This is a genomic window from Polynucleobacter sp. JS-JIR-II-50 (genome assembly GCF_018687895.1).
In the GTDB taxonomy this organism is placed as follows: Bacteria; Pseudomonadota; Gammaproteobacteria; order Burkholderiales; family Burkholderiaceae; genus Polynucleobacter.
The window spans coordinates 2,001,363-2,017,072 of record NZ_CP061307.1; the positions used below are offsets into that span (position 1 = coordinate 2,001,363).

Genomic DNA, 15,710 nt, shown 5'->3' on the forward strand with positions numbered 1-15,710 from the left:
TTAGCAGAATTTATGAATCGCCCTGCAAGTTGCCTTAACTCAGCGATTCGGTGATTTTATCCGAAAAATGCCTAATTCAGTCATTCATACTGAAATCCACACACCGAGAGCGGCATTGAATATCATTAGGGGGTGCTAAAACCCCTTCTAAAGCTCTGCCTTAATGCGATTGCCGTACTCCCCCTTGCGCTTGTGCAAGTGATTGGGGTCTTTTTAGGCATGCTGGCTTACCTTGGCTCCAAACAATATCGTTTGCTCTTTAGACCGCAATATGCAGCGGTAGTGAACGCACGGGGCCTACCATTTAAGCTTTGGGATGCGGTACGGGCCTCTGGAATGCTGTTTTCAGACAGCTTGTGGATTTGGCGCAACCCTGCGAAAGCACTGAAATTAGTGGAAGTGCAAAACTGGGATGTAGTTGAGGCGGCTATCGGCGAAGGGCATGGCTTGGTGATGCTGACCCCGCACCTCGGTGGCTTTGAAATCATTCCACGTGTACTCGCTCAGCATTTCCCAGCAACGATTCTTTATCGACCCTCCCGCCAAGAATGGCTCAATGAAGTAGTAGAAGAAGGTCGCGCCTATCCAAATATGCATTTCGTACCGACCAACCTCAATGGCGTGCGCCAAATGACTAGAGCGCTCACACGAGGTGAGGCGATTGGCATTCTTCCGGATCAAGTGCCTAGTGGAGGTGAAGGTGTTTGGGTCCCATTCTTTGGGCGTCCAGCCTACACAACGCCATTACCAGCGCGTCTCGCCAATCGGAATAAAACACCAGTAGTCATGTTTACCGCCAAGCGGAAAGGTATTGGCCAAGGATGGCTCATGCAGGCTACTCGTCTTGCGCCTTTATCTGAAGATGCCAATCTTGCCGCCGCAGAACTTAACGTTGCAATTGAAAATGCAGTTATGGTCGCGCCAGAACAATTCATTTGGTCATACAACCGCTATAAGCATCCTGCCGGTGCAGAATTGCCCCCGAGCAATTAAATAAATTCGTTATCATTTTTGAAATGACCTGGTTACAAAACCTCTTCAATTTCTTGGCGCTCAGTCTTTTGCGCCTCTTTGCCTTTCTCCCGTATACGATTACTGTCAATGTGGGTTATGGCCTGGGCTGGCTTGCCGCCCATATTCCTAACAGCCGCACCCACGTAGTAAAGACTAATTTACGTTTGTGCTTTCCCAATCTCAGCGAAAAAGAACTTGAAAATCTAGCGCTTGAGCACTGGAAATTATTTGGCCGCAGCGTATTAGAGAGAAGCCGTATTTGGTTAGGTAGTGGCAAACAAATTACCGATATCGTCACCATTGAATCAGCGATTACCTTGGGAGATCGCAAGCCACGCCTACTGATCAATCCACACTTTGTTGGGCTTGAAGGCGGCTTCATGGCGCTTTCAGTATTGGCGAACCAACATGACTGGCCACGCGGTGCGGGTCTTTATCAAAATATGAAGAATCCATTCTTTAATCAAAAAATGATTGAGTGGAGAAATCGCTTTGGCGGAAAGTCCATTGAGCGACAGAGCCGCTTACGTGACTTGATTCGTGAAATTCAAACAGGTAACTTTATTTTCATTGCCCCCGATATTGACTTGGGCCCACGTGACTCCGTCTTTGTGCCCTTCTTTGGCATACAGACCAACACTATTACCTCTGTGTCCCGCCTAGCAAGACTCAGCGGCGCCGAAGTATGTTTGATGACAACTACCCTAAACAAAGACCGTAAAGGCTATACCTGCCATATCAGCGAGCCATTACCAAACTTTCCTAGTGATGATGTTGAAAAAGATACTGCTCGCCTAAATCAATATATCGAGGAACTTGTTCGAGAAAGACCAGCAGAGTACTATTGGGTTCATAAGCGTTTTAAACACAGGCCCGAGGGCGAACCCAGTCTTTACGATTAAACGGAAATATTTTGAGCACCAATACAAACAATCCAGCACGCAAGCTACGATTCACCAAAATGCATGGTGCTGGCAATGATTTTATTGTGCTCAATGGTATCGACCAAGACTTAAACGGTATCACCAAGGATCAATGGCAAGCCTTAGCCCATCGTCAATTTGGCGTTGGTGCCGACCAAATTCTCCTGGTTGAAAAAACTACCCGCCCAGATGCTGATTTTCGGTACCGCATTTTTAATTCGGATGGCAGTGAAGTTGAGCAATGCGGTAATGGCTCACGCTGCTTTGTACGCTTTGTGCAAGACCAGGGCCTATCCAATAAGAATCCTTTGCGCGTGGAAGTGTCACACACCGTTCTGACTCTCAAGTCCCATCCGGATGGCCAGGTGGAAGTGGATATGGGCGCGCCTATTTTTGAGCACAGCCACATTCCATTTAATGCAACTGGGTTAGCAAGCGTTCAAGAGTTTCAAGAAACTCTCTATGCGCTTCCTTTGAATTACCCAGCTACTCACGATAGTTTGGTGGGCGTCATCTCAATGGGGAATCCACATGCCGTCCAAGTAGTTGGTGATGTCGATAGCGCACCCGTTCTAGAGGAAGGCCCTGAAATTGAAAAGTTTGTTGCGTTTCCAAAAAAAGTAAACGTGGGTTACCTGCAGGCGCTTAATCGCCATGAAATCAAACTACGCGTCTTTGAGCGTGGCGCCGGAGAAACTTTAGCTTGCGGTACTGGCGCTTGCGCAGCCGTGGTTTCAGGCATTCGCAGAGGCTTATTAGATTCACCCGTAAAAGTGCATACTCGCGGTGGAGATTTGCAGATTACCTGGGGTGGGGTAATTGACGGTGTTGCTCAGCCCGTCATCATGACCGGGCCTGCCGTTACTGTCTTTGAAGGTGAAACATCAATCTAAAAGCAGCCGCTCTTAGATTCCGTATTTATCGCGGTAGGCTTTAACTGCGGGTAAGTAATGAGTGAGCTGAGCATCACTAGAGGAGGTTAGGAAAGACATTAACCCAGCCAAGTTAGCAATCGTAACGACTGGCAAGCCAAACTCTTGTTCTACAGCCTGCACCGCAGACTTGTCTCCAATTTCAACGGCATTACCTGAGCGCTCCATACGATCCAAAGCGATCAATACCGCTGCAGGCTCTCCCCCCGCTTTACGAATAAGATCTACTGATTCCCTAACTGAAGTGCCAGCAGAAATCACATCATCAATGATGACCACTTTGCCTTTTACGGGCGCACCAACCAGCATGCCACCTTCACCATGATCCTTAGCTTCTTTGCGGTTGTAAGCATATGGAACGTTAATGCCATCATCTGCCAATGCAATCGCTGTTGCCGCTGCAAGTGTGATTCCCTTATATGCCGGCCCATAAAGCATATCGAACTGAATGCCTGATTCTTGCAAGGCTTTGGCGTAATAACGACCTAATGCGCTTAGACGAGCTCCATCATTAAACTCACCAGCATTAAAGAAATAAGGTGAGAGTCTTCCTGCTTTGGTTTTAAACTCCCCGAAGGACAAAACCTTTGCCTCTAAGGCAAAACGAATAAAGTTATCTTGATTTGAATTATTTGAGCTCATAGGCCTACATGTTACGCATCATTTCCGCGAACCTCAACGGTATCCGTTCCGCAGTCAAAAAAGGCTTTCTGCCATGGGCTGTTAAGCAAAAGGCAGATTTCATTTGCATGCAAGAGCTCAAAGCTCAGCGCGACGATCTAGAGGATGCCATCCTCAATCCCGATGGTATGCATGGCTTTTTCCATCACGCAGAGAAGAAAGGCTATAGCGGTTGCGGTATTTATACGCCCCATAAGCCGGATGAGGTCTTGTACGGCTATGGCAATGAAGAATTTGATGCGGAGGGACGATATGTAGAGGCGCGCTTTAAGGGGCTCTCTGTTATTTCGGTCTATATGCCGTCGGGCTCAAGCTCTCCCGAGCGCCAAGAGGCCAAATATCGTTACCTCGACAGCTTCCTGCCACATCTCGTCTCTCTCAAAAAATCAGGTCGTGAAATCGTCCTATGCGGTGATGTCAATATTGCCCATCAAGAAATTGACCTGAAGAACTGGAAAGGGAATCTCAAAAATTCTGGCTTCTTACCGGAAGAGCGCGCGTGGCTTACCAACTTATTTAGCAAAGTGGGTTACGTCGATGTTTATCGACATCTTGAACCAGAGGCAACTGAAACTTGCTACACCTGGTGGAGTAACCGAGGTCAAGCCTACGCCAAGAATGTTGGCTGGCGTATTGACTATCACATCACTACCCCTGGTATTGCTGCTACAGCCAAGAAAACTGCGGTGTACAAGGAGGAGAAATTCTCAGACCACGCACCACTTACCGTGGATTACGACTGGAAGATTTAATAAATAACGGGGAGAATTTAATCTCCCGAGTACTCCACTTTTACTCCCCCTCTTTTTTGATCTGCACGATCTTGAAATGAATCGTTGCCCAAATAAGAAGTAGGACTGGGGCCCCAATAATGGCGGTGCCGTAGAAGAATGCTTGGTACCCAAAGTTATCAACAAACACTCCGGAAAAGCCCGCCAACCATTTGGGCAAGAGCAGCATCATCGAACTAAACAAGGCGTACTGGGTCGCTGAGTAACGGATATTAGTAAGTGATGACAAGAAAGCTATAAAGGCTGCACTAGCGATACCAGAACTTAAATTGTCTGCTGAGATCACCCAAATCAAACCGTGTAAATCATGTCCTTGAGTAGCCAGCCAAGCAAACAATATATTGCTGACCGCCGAGAGAACCGCGCCCACAAAGAGAATTCGCAACACGCCAAAACGCAATGTGAGCACACCGCCTACAAAAGCACCGACCAAGGTCATCACTACACCGAATACCTTACTAACAGCTGCAACTTCATCTTTGGTGTAGCCCATATCCACATAAAACGGGTTTGCCATAATGCCCATCACGACATCACTAATGCGATAGATGGCAATTAAAGACAAAATCAAAATGGCATGCCAGCGATAACGCGTAATAAATTCCGCAAATGGCTCAACCAAGGTTTGATACAACCAAGCTTTAGCAGTGCGGACTTTAGCCAACTCATATCTTGCTGGCTCTTTACTCAAGAGCGTTGTAATCACACCTACCCCAATAGAAGCGGCCATACAGAGATAGGCAAACTGCCATGCATTTGCGTCATAGCCACTGCCAGTTTCAGCCCGCGCAGCAAGCCAAAGCACGCCGGCACCAGCCCAGATTAAGGCAAGGCGATAACCGGTTTGATATGTAGCAGCAAGGGCTGCTTGATGGTCACTATTAGCCGACTCAATACGGAAAGCATCCAATGCGATATCTTGAGTGGCAGATCCAAATGCTACCAATAGCGCACACCAAACTATGGAATTGAGTGCCAGCTTAGGATCTAAAGTCGACATGCCAACAAGACCCAGAATGATGAGCGCTTGCGCAAAGAGCAGCCAGCTGCGGCGGCGGCCAAATAGTTTAGCAAGGAGGGGGATTTGTAGGCGGTCCACAAGAGGAGCCCAAACCCACTTAAAAGCGTAGATCAAACCAACCCAAGTTAAGTAACCGATGGTGCTGCGATCAATGCCGGCTTCACGTAACCAAAAGCTCAGCGTTCCCAAAATAAGCAATAGAGGAAGGCCTGCAGAGAAGCCCAAGAACAGCATACGCAAACAAGGCCATTCGAGATAAACCCGAAAGTCTTCAAGCCAGGACTTCACTACATTAAGTTGTTTGTTAGGCACGACGAATGCGGAATAAAGCAAGGCTACCAAATAAATTTGGCATCAAAGTCACTTGGCGACCCTCATGCAAGATACATTGATCGATTACCTTCAGGCCAAGACTTGAGGCTAACCTCTCAAAGTCGGCGACCGTGAGCACGCGTACGTTAGGCGTGTTGTACCACTGATAAGGCAAGCTCTTAGAAACTGGCATGCGGCCCAAGCCAACAGCTAGACGATGTGACCAGTGGCCGAAGTTTGGAAAGGAGATCACCGACTCTTTACCCACACGCACTACCTCACGCAAAATCTTTTCAGTTTGATGAATAGTTTGCAGAGTTTGTGACAACACAACCGTGTCAAAACTGCTGTCCTCAAAGAGTGCTAAGCCGCCCTCTAAATCCTGCTGAATGACATTCAACCCCTTTTGCACACAAGAGAGTACGCGTGAATCATCAATCTCAACGCCATAAGCGTGAACCGGTTTTTGTTTCTGTAAAAACTCTAAGAAACTACCATCCCCACAACCGAGATCCAAGACTTGAGTATTGGGTGCAATCCAATTGGCTATGGCAGCAAAGTCGGCACGCTTATTAAAATTGCTCATGGTTGCGCCTCACGCATTTGCTTAAAGTAAGAGCGGATCAGGTTGTGATAACGCTCGTCATCCAACAGGAAAGCATCATGTCCATGGGGCGCATCGATCTCGGCATAAGTCACTTCACTCTTATTGCTCAACAAAGATTGCACAATCTCGCGACTGCGATCAGGCGGGAAGCGCCAGTCGGTTGAAAAGCTGACAACCAAAAACTTGGCTTGCACTTCCGCTAAAGCGCGATTCAGACTGCCATCGTAACGACGTGCGGGATCAAAATAATCGAGTGCACGCGTAATCAATAAATAAGTATTGGCGTCAAAGTAGGTTGAAAACTTATCACCTTGGTGACGTAAATAACTCTCAACCTCAAACTCAACATCAAAGCTAAAGCGGTAGTCATTAGACTCGCCATTAGGACGCTGCAATTCTCGTCCAAATTTTTCTGCCATATCATCATCAGACAAATAGGTGATGTGACCAACCATGCGCGCCAAACGTAAACCGCGTTTTGGTACAACGCCATGCTCGTAGTAGTTGCCGCCATGAAAATCAGGGTCCGACAAAATAGCATTGCGCGCTACTTCATTGAAAGCAATGTTTTGCGCGCTCAGCCTTGGGGTAGATGCCACCACCACACAGTGGTCTATGCGCTTAGGGAACTGAATGGCCCAAGCCATAGCCTGCATGCCGCCCAAGCTTCCGCCCATCACCGCAGCAAACTTCCGAATTCCCAATTTGTCAGCCAGGCGGGCTTGAGTATTCACCCAATCCTCAACCGTGACAACAGGAAAATCTGCGCCATATGGCTTACCAGTAGCGGGATTAATGCTCATGGGCCCAGTAGAACCAAAACAAGAACCTAAATTATTTACACCTATGACAAAAAAGTGATTGGTATCTACCGGCTTACCTGGACCAATCATGTTGTCCCACCAGCCGATATCTTTTGGATCTTCTGGACTTGGACCGGCCACATGGTGGGATGCATTGAGTGCATGACAAACTAAGATGGCATTGCTTTTATCGGAGTTAAGCTTACCGTAAGTTTCGATCACTAAATCGTAGCCAGACAAGATGGCGCCACTCTGCAAAGGCAGGGGCTCGGCAAAATGAATGGTATTTCTAGAGAGGTGTAGCTCGCTCATTCTGAAAGAAGAAGGCGCAGACTAACATCGGAGGCTTCAGTTGGCAGCTTCTTAAATCCGCTACGGGCAAAGCGATGCCAACGACCCAAAACAAAACTCATTAACATGGCCGCACGAATGCTGACCTCTTCTTGGCCCAGCTGAGCCCAGTTACCCCCTTGGGTTTGGGCAATCCGCAGAGCTTGCTTAAGAGACGCCTCAACACGATCAAGCACTTGAGTAATGCGCTCTTGAAGGCGATCATCTTCTTGAAATAAAGCATCACCCAATAAAACGCGAGTCATGCCAGGATTTTTTTCGGCAAAGAATAAAAGCATTTGCAAAATGCCACGTGCCTGAGCAAGACCAGACTCTTCTTTTTGATTAATTTGATTAATTAATCCAAAAACAGTTTGCTCGATAAAAGAAATCAGGCCCTCGAACATTTGCGCTTTACTAGCGAAGTGACGATATAGGGCCGCTTCTGAAACCTCAATCTTGGCTGCTAAAGCCGCCGTAGTAACGCGCTCACCCTTCGGGTTTTGCAACATCTCAGCAAGCACTTGCAAAATCTGTAAACGGCGTTCACCTGGACGAGGGCGCTTACGAACTGCACCAGCATCAGCGTTGCTGTCATTGATGTTTGCTGGCTCTAAAGATTCGTGCATGCTTGTTTACTTGTCTACCTATCTAGAGCGGATCATCGTACCGAACGCTTGCTCGGTCAGAATTTCTAATAATAAAGAATGCTCAATGCGGCCATCAATGATGTGCACTGAATTCACACCGCTCTTAGCTGCATCTAATGCAGAAGAAATCTTCGGCAACATGCCGCCAGAAATAGTGCCATCAGCAAATAGTGCGTCAATTTCTCGCGCAGTTAAATCTGTCAGCAACTTACCGTCTTTATCCATCACACCCGGGATGTTAGTCATCATGACCAACTTCTCAGCGTGAAGAATTTCAGCCATCTTGCCAGCTACTAAGTCAGCGTTAATGTTGTAAGCCTGACCTTCCGCACTAAAGCCAATAGGAGAAATCACTGGAATAAATGCGTCATCCTGCAAGGCTTTAACCACCGCAGGATTAATTGCCTCGATCTCACCAACAAAACCGATATCTACCATCTTGCCCGGCTCTGTATCGCTAGGAATCTTCATTTTCTTAGCGTGAATCAATCCACCGTCTTTACCAGTCAAGCCAACAGCCTGGCCGCCAAAGTGGTTAATCAACATCACAATGTCCTGCTGCACTTCACCGCCCAGAACCCACTCCACCACTTCCATGGTTTCTTCATCGGTTACGCGCATACCTTGAATAAAAGTACCGGTCTTACCAATCTTCTTTAAGGCCTCATCAATTTGCGGACCTCCGCCATGAACCACTACTGGGTTCATGCCGACGAGTTTTAATAAGATAACGTCACGCGCAAAACTTTCTTTGAGGCGCTCTTCCACCATCGCGTTTCCGCCGTACTTAATCACAATGGTCTTGCCGTGATACGCACGAATATAAGGCAAAGCCTCAGCAAGAATCTCCGCCTTTAATAAAGGAGAGATATCACTAATAGTTGGTAAATGCTTAGTCATCGCTACTTAAAATTTATTCGCCAAATAATTTTTGACGGAGTTCGCGACGCTCTTGAGCCTCAAGAGATAAATTGGCTGTAGGTCTTGCAATTAAACGGTTCAAGCCGATTGGCTCACCAGTTTCTTCGCACCATCCATAGTCGCCTGACTCAATGCGAGCCAATGCTTGCTCTACTTTTTTGAGCAACTTGCGCTCACGATCGCGCGTGCGCAATTCTAATGCGTGCTCTTCTTCGATCGTTGCACGGTCGGCGGGATCGGGAACCAAAATATTTTCACGCAGATGTTCTGTTGTCTCGGACGCATTCTTCAAAATGTCATCTTTAAGAGTGAGTAGTTTTTGACGGAAAAAATCTAACTGCGCAGCACTCATATAGTCCTTATCGGACATCTTGAGCAATTCCGCCTCAGTCAATGGAGCACCTTTTGCAACCTTAGCGCTCGCAGCCTTACTACTAGCTTTTGCAGCGGTTGCTGGTTTTGTTGCTGTTTTTACCGTCATTTCATTCTTTCCTGGTTTGAAGCATTATTGCCTCATTCTGCCAAACTTTTACGGCCCTTTTATTAATATTCATCAATATGGGCCGTGGCGGCGGATTGTACCCGAATCTTGCTAGGCCAAACAGCCCTCAAGCCCTGCCAATAGGGTGTCCTTGGGCAAATCGATACCTATGAAGACCATCCGGGTTTGCTTGGGTTCTGTGCCCCATGGACCGGCTAAATCACTGCCCATCATCTGGTGAACGCCCTGGAACACTACTTTTCGGCTACTTCCCTTCACATAGAGCACGCCTTTATAGCGCAACATCTTCTCTCCAAAGACCTCCAAAATGCCCCCCAGGAAGTCTTCCAACTTTTTGTGATTAAAGGGTTTATCACTACGAAAAACAAAGGATTGGATGCGATCAGTATGGCCAGCATGGCCATGGTGTTGGTGCTGGTGATCGTGACTATGATCGTGGCCACAGGTACTGTGATCATGATCGTGACTATGGTCATGACCGCAATCCGCATGGTCATGATCGTCCTGCCCCAAGAAATGGGGGTCAATATCTAGCTTAGCATTGAGATTGAAGCCCTTGAGGTCCAAGACAGCATTCAGGGGCACAACCCCCTTAGAAATCCCCGCAATAGGCGCTCTTGGGTTCATATGCATCAAACGATTACGTAAAGCATCTACTTGTGCAGGCGTCACCAAATCAGTCTTGGTAATAAAGATTTGGTCGGCAAAGCCCACCTGCCGCTGCGCCTCTTCATGCTCATTGAGTTGCTGTTGACCATGCTTGGCATCCACCAGAGTCACCACAGCATCCAAAACATAATGATCGGCTACATCATCATCCATAAAGAATGTCTGAGCAACGGGGCCGGGATTGGCAACGCCTGTGGTTTCAATCACAACACGATCAAAGCTAATCTTCTTATCTTTGCGTTGCTCCCAAAGCTCATTTAAGGCATCCACGAGATCGCCGCGAATGGTGCAGCAAATACAGCCATTACTCATTTGCACAATGTTCTCTTGGTTGTCTTGCACCAAGATATCGTTATCAATATTCTCTTCGCCGAATTCGTTCTCGATCACGGCAATCTTTTTGCCATGCTCCTCGGTCAGAATATGTTTCAACAAAGTAGTTTTGCCGCTTCCCAAGAAGCCCGTCAAAATCGTTACCGGAATTAATGCCATGGATGATCCAATCAAAATCTAAAAGCCAACAATTCCCAAAGCGGGAAACCTTCTATCTTACCGAGTTCCTCAGCCTTTGCCAGCCTTTGCGCGTGGATGCGCTTTATCGTATGCCTGAGCAAGGTGCTGAAAATCTAAGGACGTATAAATCTGGGTGCTAGCAATGCTGGCATGCCCCAACATCTCCTGCACAGCCCTTAAATCTTGTGAGGATTGCAGCACATGGCTCGCAAAGCTATGGCGCATCATATGCGGGTGCACATGAGTGGGCAAACCAGCGCGCATGGCTAAAGTACGTAATCTCGCTTGTACCGTACGCGGCGATAAACGCCTGCCCGTTGCTGACAAAAACAAGGCGATGGACTCTTCTGAATAATTTCCAGCATCACGCAGCTCTCGCCATGCAGTCAGTGACTTCATGGCAGGTATGCCAACAGGAACAGATCTGCGTTTACCGCCCTTACCCAAAACAGTTACCTCTGCAGCATCCCAATCCAACCAGCCAGCAGATTCCTGTTGGCGATCTTTGCTTTGCATCACATCAATTCCTAAGAGCTCTGAAAGACGTAAGCCTGAGGAATACAACAAATCAATAATGGCTGCATCACGGATCGATTCCAAATCCTTTTTTTCTTCGGCCTCTTTGACCGCTTGATTTACCAAGGAAAGCGCTTGCTCGACGGATAAGGCCTTGGGTAAAGACTTCAGACGCTTGGGTGCCTTGACGTCGTCAACCGGATTGGCAATTAAATTGCTTGCTACCTTGCCAGCACGGGCATCGCGCCTGGCATCTTTTTCAGTAAGCCAGTCATACCATCCTCGCCATGCTGAAAGGGCTCTCGCAATACTTCTTGAAGATTTACCTTTGGAATGTAAGCGGCCGGCCCAACGACGTACATGGCCGTTACTCACTCTCAATAACTCAATATTGTCTTCAAGAGCAAAGTTTTGCAGGTCGCTCAGGTCCATGCCGTACGCTTTAAGCGTATGCGGCGAAAGTTGACGCAACACATGTAACTCATGCAAATACTCTTGCATGAAAGGATGTAGTTCAGTCGACTTTAATTTCATAAGCCTGGATACGATCCAAAGCTGCAGCAGTTAATTCGGCAATTTGACGCAAATAGAAAGCGCCCATATCCGCCGTAAAGCGGGATTCATCCTTGCTGGCTAACAGCAATACTGCGGGCGATTGAGCGGCACCAATACTCTTGCCTAATGGCAACCCAATGGCCACCATGCTTTGCCATTCAGAATCAATGCTTGTCTGGCTTGCTAACAAATCTACGCTGGCTGCCGCCAACTCCTTAGCAGAGCCGCATAACGGGGTGTCTACCCAAGGGCTAAAAGCAGAGTTAGGCGACAGTAATTGTGCAGACTCTACTTCGAATACTTCGGCTAAGCCCGAAGTTATCGCCGCCTCCACATCAGCCTTATTGTTGGCCTTCATCAAACGCAATAACCAAGCAACCAAACTTTGTTGGGTTTTGTCATTACGACTTCCAAAGTGCAACATCTCACTTAAGCGACGATTGAGCTCTTGATTTTGTGTCCGCAGCACTGTCATCTGACGCTCTTGCAAAGAAATCGCGCGATCCTCATGCGGGTGCTTAATCCGAATCTCATTAAAAAGATCGGCGTAGCGCTCAAAGAAGCCCGGGGTTGCACGTAACCACTCTGCAACTAATTCTTCTTGCTCGGCTTGCTTTGGATCAATTGCGCTCATGTATCTCTTTCTAAATGTATTCTTTGATTAACCAAGCTTTTTACGTAAGAGCTCATTGACCTGACCGGGATTTGCTTTGCCTTGAGAAGCTTTCATAATTTGGCCAATAAGGGCGTTGAATGCCTTCTCTTTGCCTGAGCGAAACTCTTCAACCGATTTCTGGTTGGCCGCCAACACCTGATCAATAATGGCCTCAATGGCGCCGCTATCACTAATTTGTTTCAGCCCTTTGGCGTCAATGACCTGATCAACGGTGCTGATAGATTTGCCTGCAATCGCTTCTTCCCAAAGAATGGCAAAGATATCTTTTGCAATCTTGTTGGAGATAGTGCCATCTGCCACACGCGTCAGCAATGGCGCTAAATGCTCCGCTTTTAATGGGGCGTCAGCTGCGGCAATACCTGCACGATTTAAGGAGGAAGCAAATTCACCAGCAATTAAATTGGCCGCGGCTTTTGCCAATGGCTTACCTACGATTACTAATAGCTCTTCAAATACTTTTGCGGTATCACGATCTTGCGTGAGCAACTGCGCATCGTAAGCACTTAAACCAAACTCGGTTTGCCACTGCTCGCGTAATTGGGCTGGCAGCGCAGGCATTTTGCTACGGACATCTGCGATCCATGCATCATCAATCACAACGGGCAATAAATCAGGATCGGGGAAGTAGCGATAGTCGTTTGCATCTTCTTTACTACGCATACTACGGGTTTCTTGACGATCGGGATCATACAAACGCGTCTCTTGAACGACGGTTCCACCATCCTCAATCAATTCGATTTGACGGCGCACTTCGTATTGAATGGCCTCTTCCAAAAAGCGGAAGGAGTTCAAGTTTTTGATTTCGCAGCGGGTACCAAATTCAGCCTGGCCTATAGGGCGAACAGAAACGTTCGCATCGCAACGGAAAGAGCCTTCTTGCATATTGCCGTCACAAACCCCAAGCCATACCACCAAGCTATGCAAAGCCTTGGCATAAGCAACGGCTTCAGCAGCGCTGCGCATGACTGGCTCAGTCACGATCTCGAGGAGTGGTGTACCTGCGCGGTTCAGATCAATCCCGCTAGAAGGTTCGCCATGAGGGCCTGTAAAGCCCTCTTCATGGACGGATTTACCAGCATCCTCCTCCATATGGGCGCGAGTGAGTTCAACAACTTTAACTTTGTCCCCCACCAAGATCTCCAGATGCCCGCCAACAACAACCGGGATCTCCATCTGGCTGATTTGATAGCCCTTAGGTAAATCAGGATAGAAATAATTCTTGCGAGCGAAAATACTTGCTGGAGAAATCTTCGCATTGACTGCCAAACCAAAACGAATGGCATGCTCTACCGCTTGACGATTGAGCACCGGCAAAACACCAGGCAACGCTAAATCCACTGCACACGCTTGCGTGTTTGGCGCGGCGCCAAAGCGCGTACTTGCGCCACTAAAAATCTTGGACTGAGTTTGCAGCTGCGCGTGGGTCTCTAGACCAATAACGACTTCCCATTGCATCATGCCACCTCACTTGCTGGACGCAAATGCCAATCGCTGGCTTGCTGATATTGATGGGCCACTTGCAACAAGCGTGCTTCAGAAAAATAATTACCAATGAGTTGCATGCCGATAGGTAAATTATTTCCATTAAATCCACATGGGACACTCATCGCTGGTAAACCTGCCAAGTTTGTAGAAAGCGTATAAATATCTTCTAGATACATTTGCACTGGATCTTTAGATTTCTCGCCCAAACGCCAAGCCACATCAGGGGCTACAGGCCCTAGGATGACATCGCACTGATTGAATGCAGCTTGAAAGTCTGCCGCAATAATGCGACGAATTTTTTGTGCCTGCAGGTAATAAGCATCATAGTAACCATGACATAGCACATAGGTTCCAATCATGATGCGGCGCTTCACTTCTTCACCAAAACCTTCGGTACGTGACTTGGCATACATGTCATTGAGATCACGGTATTCACTAGCGCGATATCCATAACGCACACCGTCAAAGCGACTCAAGTTACTTGATGCTTCTGCTGGCGCTAAAACGTAATACACCGGAATAGATAACTTGGTTTTTGGCAAACTCACTTCAACCAATGTAGCGCCTAGATTTTCTAAAAGCTTAGTGGCTTCAGTAACGGATTTAGCAACATCAACGGCCAAACCTTCAGCAAAGAATTCTTTTGGCAAACCAACACGCAAACCCTCCAACGGTTTTGCGGGATTGGCATTGCCTTCCTTCCACTGTTGATTGAGATAACGACCGTAATCTTCACCAGAATCAGCCAAGGAGGTGGAGTCACGCGGATCATGCGAAGACATTGCAGACAGCAACAAGGCGCAATCTTCTGCAGTTTTGCCCATCGGCCCAGCTTGATCGAGCGAGGAAGCGTAAGCAATCATGCCGTAGCGCGACACGCGCCCATAACTCGGTTTAATACCGGTTAATCCACAAAAAGCTGCTGGCTGACGGATTGAGCCGCCCGTATCTGTACCGGTAGCGATCGGAGCCAAACCAGCGGCTACAGCTGCAGCCGAGCCACCCGATGAACCTCCAGCCACGTGGGCAGAATTCCATGGGTTTAGAACAGGGCCATAGGCAGAGTTCTCATTAGACGAGCCCATCGCGAACTCGTCCATATTGGTTTTACCCAAACAAACCATTCCAGCGCCATGGGGATTGCCTTCGTCTGGGATTCCCAGATTGGCCACCACCGTGGCATCAAAAGGACTCTGATATCCAGCCAAGATTTTGGAGGCAGCAGTCGACTTCCAGCCACGGGTAACAAAGACATCCTTATGTGCAACGGGGATACCAGTTAACTTACCAGCTTTGCCATCGGAAATTAGCTTGTCTGCTTTAGATGCTTGCTCTAAGCTTAAGTGAGCATTCACATCAAGATATGCATTCCACTGTTTTCCGGCCTCAATACGGTCCAAAAAGTACTGGGTTAACTCGGTGCTGGAAACCTCTTTTGCAGCCAGTGCCTTTGCCATTAAAGCGATAGGGGTGTGGTGCCAACTCATTCGATCACCTTTGGCACCAAGAAATAGCCGTCGTGCTGGGCAGGGGCTGACTGCATATTTTCGGCACGATGATCTGATTCAGTAACTCGGTCAACGCGCATGGGTTGAGCCAAATCACGCAAAAAGAGGATTGGGTGAGCCAATGGCTCAAGACCAGTAGTATCAACGGCCTGCATTTCCTCAACCAAGGAAAAAATGGCCTGTAATTGAGGCAAAACTGCCTCGGCTTCTGCCTGATTTAACTCAAGCCTAGATAGGTGCGCAATGCGCTGGACATCATCAAGTTTCATGGGACGAGAGTATCATTCCTATATATTTTCAT

Annotated in this window: 17 protein-coding genes; 4 read left to right on the forward strand and 13 right to left on the reverse strand. The window is 47.7% G+C overall.

Annotated features, from left to right (window positions below; translation table 11 throughout):
• The first annotated feature begins 132 nt into the window (after positions 1–132).
• Genes FD963_RS09960 through dapF form a run of 3 tightly spaced genes read left to right on the forward strand, consistent with a single transcriptional unit; the run spans position 133 to position 2,830 of the window.
• Positions 133–993 carry a lysophospholipid acyltransferase family protein gene (locus FD963_RS09960; RefSeq protein ID WP_215362363.1) on the forward strand — a complete coding sequence of 287 codons (861 nt, stop codon included), beginning with the start codon at positions 133–135 and terminating at the stop codon, positions 991–993.
• Between the two features lie 23 nt (positions 994–1,016).
• Positions 1,017–1,916: a lipid A biosynthesis acyltransferase gene (locus FD963_RS09965; RefSeq protein ID WP_215362364.1), complete on the forward strand. Its 900-nt coding sequence runs from the start codon at positions 1,017–1,019 to the stop codon at positions 1,914–1,916.
• Positions 1,917–1,975: 59 nt separating this feature from the next.
• Complete coding sequence (gene dapF, locus FD963_RS09970) at positions 1,976–2,830, forward strand: diaminopimelate epimerase (protein WP_215364000.1); 855 nt, start codon at positions 1,976–1,978, stop codon at positions 2,828–2,830.
• Positions 2,831–2,842: 12 nt separating this feature from the next.
• Here the strand turns inward: dapF and pyrE are convergent, their stop codons facing one another.
• Positions 2,843–3,511, reverse strand: coding sequence for an orotate phosphoribosyltransferase (gene pyrE, locus FD963_RS09975; protein WP_215362365.1), 669 nt, complete (start codon positions 3,509–3,511; stop codon positions 2,843–2,845).
• A gap of 8 nt (positions 3,512–3,519) precedes the next feature.
• Between pyrE and FD963_RS09980 the strand changes: the two genes are divergently transcribed.
• Entirely contained in the window at positions 3,520–4,302 is a 783-nt protein-coding gene (locus FD963_RS09980; protein WP_215362366.1) for an exodeoxyribonuclease III, read from the forward strand.
• Between the two features lie 40 nt (positions 4,303–4,342).
• Here FD963_RS09980 and FD963_RS09985 read toward each other — a convergent pair whose 3' ends face one another.
• The 12 genes from FD963_RS09985 to gatC all read right to left on the reverse strand — a co-directional run bounded on the left by FD963_RS09985 (position 4,343) and on the right by gatC (position 15,678).
• Entirely contained in the window at positions 4,343–5,674 is a 1,332-nt protein-coding gene (locus FD963_RS09985) for an MFS transporter (protein WP_215362367.1), read from the reverse strand.
• A complete protein-coding gene (gene metW / locus FD963_RS09990) occupies positions 5,667–6,260 on the reverse strand; it encodes a methionine biosynthesis protein MetW (protein WP_215362368.1) in 594 nt (197 codons plus the stop codon). The genes FD963_RS09985 and metW overlap by 8 nt, the downstream gene beginning before the upstream one ends.
• On the reverse strand, positions 6,257–7,396 hold the full coding sequence (locus FD963_RS09995; protein WP_215362369.1) for a homoserine O-acetyltransferase: 1,140 nt from the start codon (positions 7,394–7,396) through the stop codon (positions 6,257–6,259). The genes metW and FD963_RS09995 overlap by 4 nt, the downstream gene beginning before the upstream one ends.
• Positions 7,393–8,043, reverse strand: a complete 651-nt coding sequence (slmA, locus tag FD963_RS10000; protein WP_215362370.1) for a nucleoid occlusion factor SlmA — start codon at positions 8,041–8,043, stop codon at positions 7,393–7,395. Before slmA ends, FD963_RS09995 begins: the two co-directional genes overlap by 4 nt.
• Positions 8,044–8,061: 18 nt before the next feature.
• Positions 8,062–8,964 carry an acetylglutamate kinase gene (gene argB / locus FD963_RS10005; protein WP_215321158.1) on the reverse strand — a complete coding sequence of 301 codons (903 nt, stop codon included), beginning with the start codon at positions 8,962–8,964 and terminating at the stop codon, positions 8,062–8,064.
• A gap of 13 nt (positions 8,965–8,977) precedes the next feature.
• The gene (dksA, locus tag FD963_RS10010) at positions 8,978–9,355 is read right to left on the reverse strand and encodes an RNA polymerase-binding protein DksA (protein WP_088525877.1); all 378 of its coding nucleotides are present in this window, start codon (positions 9,353–9,355) and stop codon (positions 8,978–8,980) included.
• A 222-nt stretch (positions 9,356–9,577) separates the two neighbouring features.
• Entirely contained in the window at positions 9,578–10,648 is a 1,071-nt protein-coding gene (locus tag FD963_RS10015) for a GTP-binding protein (RefSeq protein WP_215362371.1), read from the reverse strand.
• A 69-nt stretch (positions 10,649–10,717) separates the two neighbouring features.
• Positions 10,718–11,719, reverse strand: coding sequence for a tyrosine recombinase XerC (locus FD963_RS10020; RefSeq protein ID WP_215362372.1), 1,002 nt, complete (start codon positions 11,717–11,719; stop codon positions 10,718–10,720).
• The gene (locus FD963_RS10025) at positions 11,700–12,374 is read right to left on the reverse strand and encodes a DUF484 family protein (RefSeq protein WP_215362373.1); all 675 of its coding nucleotides are present in this window, start codon (positions 12,372–12,374) and stop codon (positions 11,700–11,702) included. Before FD963_RS10025 ends, FD963_RS10020 begins: the two co-directional genes overlap by 20 nt.
• A gap of 27 nt (positions 12,375–12,401) precedes the next feature.
• Complete coding sequence (gene gatB, locus FD963_RS10030; protein WP_215364002.1) at positions 12,402–13,871, reverse strand: Asp-tRNA(Asn)/Glu-tRNA(Gln) amidotransferase subunit GatB; 1,470 nt, start codon at positions 13,869–13,871, stop codon at positions 12,402–12,404.
• Positions 13,871–15,388: an Asp-tRNA(Asn)/Glu-tRNA(Gln) amidotransferase subunit GatA gene (gene gatA, locus FD963_RS10035; protein WP_215362374.1), complete on the reverse strand. Its 1,518-nt coding sequence runs from the start codon at positions 15,386–15,388 to the stop codon at positions 13,871–13,873. Before gatA ends, gatB begins: the two co-directional genes overlap by 1 nt.
• On the reverse strand, positions 15,385–15,678 hold the full coding sequence (gene gatC / locus FD963_RS10040) for an Asp-tRNA(Asn)/Glu-tRNA(Gln) amidotransferase subunit GatC (RefSeq protein ID WP_215362375.1): 294 nt from the start codon (positions 15,676–15,678) through the stop codon (positions 15,385–15,387). The genes gatA and gatC overlap by 4 nt, the downstream gene beginning before the upstream one ends.
• Positions 15,679–15,710: the final 32 nt, after the last annotated feature.